The sequence below is a fragment of the Levilactobacillus suantsaiihabitans genome (genome assembly GCF_004745505.1).
Lineage (GTDB): Bacteria > Bacillota > Bacilli > Lactobacillales > Lactobacillaceae > Levilactobacillus > Levilactobacillus suantsaiihabitans.
In genome coordinates, this window is sequence record NZ_RKLX01000039.1 from 1 (window position 1) to 5477 (window position 5477).

Annotated in this window: 5 protein-coding genes and 1 pseudogene; 5 read left to right on the plus strand and 1 reads right to left on the minus strand. The window is 42.2% G+C overall.

Going from position 1 to position 5477, the window contains the following annotated elements:
• Positions 1–218: 218 nt before the first annotated feature.
• From EGT51_RS12555 to EGT51_RS12570, 4 genes are read left to right on the plus strand one after another with little or no spacing between them, the layout of a single operon-like run.
• Entirely contained in the window at positions 219–1010 is a 792-nt protein-coding gene (locus EGT51_RS12555; protein WP_020090459.1) for a YveK family protein, read from the plus strand.
• A 9-nt stretch (positions 1011–1019) separates the two neighbouring features.
• On the plus strand, positions 1020–1781 hold the full coding sequence (locus EGT51_RS12560; RefSeq protein ID WP_179951152.1) for a CpsD/CapB family tyrosine-protein kinase: 762 nt from the start codon (positions 1020–1022) through the stop codon (positions 1779–1781).
• A complete protein-coding gene (locus tag EGT51_RS12565; RefSeq protein WP_020090460.1) occupies positions 1778–2560 on the plus strand; it encodes a tyrosine-protein phosphatase in 783 nt (260 codons plus the stop codon). Before EGT51_RS12560 ends, EGT51_RS12565 begins: the two co-directional genes overlap by 4 nt.
• On the plus strand, positions 2560–3228 hold the full coding sequence (locus tag EGT51_RS12570; RefSeq protein ID WP_020090461.1) for a sugar transferase: 669 nt from the start codon (positions 2560–2562) through the stop codon (positions 3226–3228). The genes EGT51_RS12565 and EGT51_RS12570 overlap by 1 nt, the downstream gene beginning before the upstream one ends.
• Positions 3229–3318: 90 nt before the next feature.
• On the opposite strand, the pseudogene EGT51_RS12575 reads toward EGT51_RS12570, so the two are convergent.
• A pseudogene (locus tag EGT51_RS12575) lies at positions 3319–4251 on the minus strand (IS30 family transposase); the annotation flags it as partial.
• A 130-nt stretch (positions 4252–4381) separates the two neighbouring features.
• Between EGT51_RS12575 and EGT51_RS12580 the strand changes: the two are divergent.
• A complete protein-coding gene (locus tag EGT51_RS12580; RefSeq protein ID WP_027826053.1) occupies positions 4382–5443 on the plus strand; it encodes an LCP family protein in 1062 nt (353 codons plus the stop codon).
• The last annotated feature ends 34 nt before the right edge of the window (positions 5444–5477 follow it).

Consider the following 5477-nt stretch of genomic DNA (forward strand, 5'->3'; position numbering starts at 1 on the left):
TGGCAAACACCGTATCAGGTTATGCTGACAAATTTGTCCAAAAATTCGGATTAAATTTGCAATCTACCTTATAATGTTAAGATTTTTGCCCGAAAAGCCTTTATTCTTTATAAAAAGCCCGCTATAATAGCATAAGTATAAAAAAGTTAATGTTTATAAAAATTATCATCGAAAAATAAACTTACACGCGATGGTAGTAGGCCGTACTGGAGGAAAATATGGATTCTGAGCAAACAATTAGTGTGATGCAAATTTTTGGTATCTTGCGTAAACACATCAAAGCAATTTGGATCACAACTTTAGTAGTTTTTTTGGCGTCGATTTTTGTTACCTTTTTTGTGATGACGCCAAAATATGAGGCGACAACCGAAATATTGGTTAATCGAAAACTATCGGCCAGTATGCAGGCGGCACAGTATCAGCAAGTACAAGCCGACGTGCAGATGATTAGTACATATAAGGATATCATTACTAGCCCAACTGTCTTAAAGACAGTCAATAACACAACCAGCGGTTACCCTGGATATCCGGGATCAATGAGTGCATTGAAAAATGCTATTTCAATTAGTAACCAGCAGAACTCGCAGGTATTCTCGATTACGGTTAAGGCAACGGATGCTAAAACAGCGGCAACAATTGCGAATGAAACCGCCAAAGTATTTAAAAAGCAAGTTGTCAAGATGATGAGCGTTCATAATGTTTCAATCGTGTCAAAAGCGACACCGAACTATTCGGCGGTAAGTCCGAGAAAGACCATCAATTTGGCAATCGGATTAATTGTGGGGCTGATTCTCGGTATTGGATTGGCATTATTGCGTGAGGTTACGGATCGAACGGTTACTTCCGAGAGTTACTTGACGGATGAATTGGGATTGACCAGCTTAGGTATCGTTAGTGAAATTGACGATAAGGAAGTTAAAAAGCGGATTACGCGTGAACGTCACAGTTCAGACGACTTAATTACCGGTGCAGATGGCAGAGTAGAAGCGCGTAACCGAAGAAGGGTGTAGGTGACGACAATGGCGTGGTTTAAGCGAAACAAGAAAAAACTTGATGATACAAGTTTAAAGTATGGTGTCGGTTTAGTTAGCTATACAGAGCCCAATGGGATGATTGCAGAACAGTTCAAAACCATTCGGACGAATATTCAATTCTCCTCGGTTGATAAGCAACTCCAATCAATTCTGTTCACATCGTCGGAACCTTCTGAAGGAAAATCAACGATCAGTAATAATATGGCAGTTACCTGGGCGGATCAGGGCACTAAGGTTGTACTCGTTGATGCTGACTTACGGCGACCAGCCGTTCATCGCTCGTTCGATGTTAGTAATCGGATGGGATTGACGAACTATCTATCAGGAAACGCTGACTTATCGGCAGTGGTTCGCGAGACCATGGTCAAGGACCTTAGCGTAATCACAAGTGGACCAGTTCCACCTAACCCGGCGGAGTTATTGGGTAGTAAACGAATTGAAAATTTGTTAAGTGAACTAACCGCTGAATTTGATTTGGTGATTGTTGATGCACCACCGGTTAATATGGTGACGGATGCACAGTTATTGGCAAGCCGAATTGATGGGACGGTTTTAGTTGTGCCACAAGGTATTGCTGACAAGAATGGGGTGCGTCGGGCTAAGCAACTGTTGGAGACTGTTCACGCTAACATTTTAGGAACAGTGATGAATCGTGTGACAGCCCAAAAGTCAGTGGGTTATTACGGTGGTAATTATTATGGTGGCAGTTATTACGGCGGCTATTACGGAACGGATGATAAAAAGTGACGTTAGTTGATTTACATTGTCATATTTTACCGGGTGTGGATGACGGCGCGAAAGACTTGCCGATGGCGCTTGGTATGGCACGCGACGCGGTGGCACAAGGGATTAGTCATATTCTGCTGACACCGCACCATATGGATGGCGAATATACCAACCATAAGGTAGATGTATTGAGAAAAACAACGGCCTTTCAAGAAGCACTAGACGCTGCTAAGATCCCGTTAACGGTCTTTCCCGGACAAGAGGTGCACTTGACGGGGGAGCTCCTAAGGGCACTGGATGACGACGATATCCTGTTTATGGATGAGGGCGGCAAGTATCTACTATTGGAATTACCGCATAGTGGGATTCCAGAATATACGGAAGATATGATCTTTGAGTTGCAGACGCGTGGGATTACACCAGTGATTGCCCATCCGGAACGGAACCATGGGTTTCAGAAGGAACCGGACCGGTTATATGATTTTGTAGAAATGGGTTGTTTAACGCAGCTGACCAGTAGTAGTTATCTTGGAGTGTTCGGCGATAATGTCGAGAAATTAACTACTAAGATTATTCGCAGTGGTATAGGCTTTGCCTTTTCCTCGGATGCGCATAATTTTAAGGGACGGCGATTCTTAATGGGGGACGCCTTTAATAAACTAGAGCAACAAGCTGGTAAAGATGTTGCGACTAGGTTTAATGATGACGCTAGAGCAATCCTCAATGGGGAGGAGATTGTGAAACCGGAATTTACTAGGATTTCGGTGCTCAAGAAGAAAAAGAGGTTTTGGTTATTCTAATGGATTATGGAGAAGAGCATACAAGAAATATTGCGATTGATTTGAATTACGAACGACATCGCTATGTATATCGGTCGGTAAAGCGGATTTTTGACTTTGTAGCTAGTTTTTTTGGCCTAGTGTTACTCTTACCGGTATTTTTAATTGTTGCTATTGCAATTAAATTAGAAGAGCCAAAGGGGCCAGTATTTTATTCGCAGATTCGTTTAGGACGACAACAGCGCCCCTTTAAAATGTACAAATTCAGATCAATGGTCGTTAATGCAGATAGCTTGAAAAAATATCTGATTGATAAAAATGAAGTTGATGGGGCGATCTTTAAAATTAGGATGGATCCACGGGTGACAAAAGTTGGTAGATTTATTCGAAAACATAGTATTGACGAATTACCTCAGCTTTTGAATGTTCTACTGGGACAAATGAGCTTGGTTGGTCCTCGCCCACCTTTACCAGATGAAGTCGTAAATTATACAGATTATGATAAGCAAAGATTATTTGTGAAACCCGGATGTACCGGTTTATGGCAAGTTACGGTTCGCAATGAAGTTGGTTTTGATGAAATGGTTGGACTTGATCTGAAATATATCTTGCATCGAAGCGTATTATTTGATTTGGGTGTTTTAATTAAAACTATTAGTGTTTTTTTCAGACCTAATGGGGCATATTAAGGAAGACCCAAATTGCAAGAACAAATTAGCCACACGATAAATCCTATTAAATCAGTATTTTCATTAATATTCATATTTTATGGACTTAACTTAACCGGTGGAAGCAGCGGAGAAAAGCTCTTTGGTTGTTTGATAGCCAGTTTGCCGGCGCGGTAAATTGTTTAGCTTTGACTCAACTGCTTGGATATCATGAGGACCCAAAATATCCATGGATAGACCCTTGGGTACATCGCGGCGGATCATTCGATTATGCGCTTCGTTAGTCCCACGCTCAGAGGAACGATATGGATGGGCATAATAAAGGTCAGCGACACCGGTAAGTACAGCGCCAACTTCCGAGAACTCAGCGCCATTATCGGCAGTAACTGACTTCATGATTGATCCGTATTCTTGACAGATCTTGGCCAGCTCATAGTTGACTGAATCGGCATCACGACCATCGATCAAACGTAGAATTTGGCAGCGGGATTGACGCTCGATCAGCGTTAAGATCACACTCTCTTGACCGTTGCGCTTGCCCACCACGGTGTCCAATTCGAAATGGCCGAACTCTTGGCGCTGGTCGATACTTTTAGGCCGTTCATCAATACTCCGTCCGGCCAGACGCTTGTGCTTGATCGAGTGATGATGTTTGGCACGGTGGCGCGTTTTTTCGAGTAGATCAAGATTGCGGACTTCAAGTAACTGGGCATCAATATAGTGGTATAGCGTCTTGGTCGAGACCATCTCCTCAGGTTGATATAAGCCTTCAAGTTTGGCCCGTCCTACTGCTGCATCAGGCGACCAACCATCTTGACGCAAATGAGTCGTAAAATAGTCGATAAAATCAGCGACACCGACGAGTTTCAAAGGTCGATGACAGTGGGCTCGATTAGCTTCGTACTTAGCTTGTGCTGTTTCTGGTGAGTATACAGCGTAATATTGGCGTTGACCATTCACTTTTTTTACTTGGTCGATCTCGCCGCGGCACAATTCATTATTGATTGTTTGATGACAAACATTAAGCGCTCTTGCAATCTGCCTTTATCAATTAGCTAAAAGTATTTGGCTAACTTGATTATAAAACGCGCGTTTGCGGAGTTTCAAAATAAATTTGAAGTAATTGTAGTATAATTAGAGTTATTTTGAGGAGACCGAAGGGGTGGTTGGTAGTATGCAACATAGAAAAAAGACGCATCCAGTTCGTAACACCATATTGGTACTTATTCTCTTATTGATCGCCGGTGGTGCGGCGTATGGTATGACACGCTATAGAAGTATTAAAAATGCTGTCAACAGTTCGTTTAATGCTTCTGGTGTAACTAAAGAACGAGATGTAAATAAGCAATTATCTGATAAGAAGCCTATCTCAATTCTCTTATTGGGAACTGATACAGGTGCATTAGGTCGGAGTTACAAGGGTCGAACCGATAGTATGATGGTTGTGACCTTAAATCCGACCACTAATAAAACCACAATTACGAGTGTTCCGCGGGACACGGCGGTAACGATTCCTGGTTTTGCTAGTCAGTCCCCTTCGAAAATTAACGCAGCTTATGCTTGGGGACAAGCAAAGACTACTATCGATACGATTCAAAAAATGCTAAACATTCCTATCGACTTTTATGCGTTAATTAACATGGGTGGCATGGAAAAAGTTATTGATCAGGTCGGTGGTGTTGATGTTACGCCAACGTTAAGTTTTACTTATGCAGGTTATACATTCAAAAAAGGTATTAAGACCCACATGAATGGGAAAAAAGCATTGGCTTATTCTCGGATGCGGTATGATGATCCAGACAATGACTATGGCCGACAGAAGCGGCAACGGGCTGTTCTGATGGCGTTAGTTAAGAAGAGTGGTTCAATCTCAACATTACTTAATCAGAGCTTCATCAGTTCTTTGGCTAAGCAGACACAAACTGATTTAACCTTTGATGATTTAACGAGTTTAGCGCAGAATTATCGGTCAGCCACCAAAAACTTGAAGGAAACACACCTCCAAGGGACTGGTAAGGAACTTAACGACCAGAGCATGGAAGTTATGAAAAAGTCCGAACTCCAACGCGTGACAAACTTTATTCGTAATGGCTTGAGCTTATCTTACAAGAAGACCGGATCAATTGCGGTTTTTAGTAGTACGAATTCGAAGAGTAAGAGTCGTTCTAGCTCCAGTTCTAGCACAGAAACAAATGCAACAACCGCTAATGGCGGAACAAACAATGGTAGATTGTAAAATTAATCCGAACGCTGTTCGGACAAAAAAGATC

Bases quoted from the DNA above. Each gene is read 5' to 3' on its own strand.
- EGT51_RS12555 (WP_020090459.1), top strand. From the start codon at position 219: ATGGATTCTGAGCAAACAATTAGTGTGATGCAAATTTTTGGTATCTTG.
- EGT51_RS12560 (WP_179951152.1), top strand. From the start codon at position 1,020: ATGGCGTGGTTTAAGCGAAACAAGAAAAAACTTGATGATACAAGTTTA.
- EGT51_RS12570 (WP_020090461.1), top strand. From the start codon at position 2,560: ATGGATTATGGAGAAGAGCATACAAGAAATATTGCGATTGATTTGAAT.
- EGT51_RS12580 (WP_027826053.1), top strand. From the start codon at position 4,382: ATGCAACATAGAAAAAAGACGCATCCAGTTCGTAACACCATATTGGTA.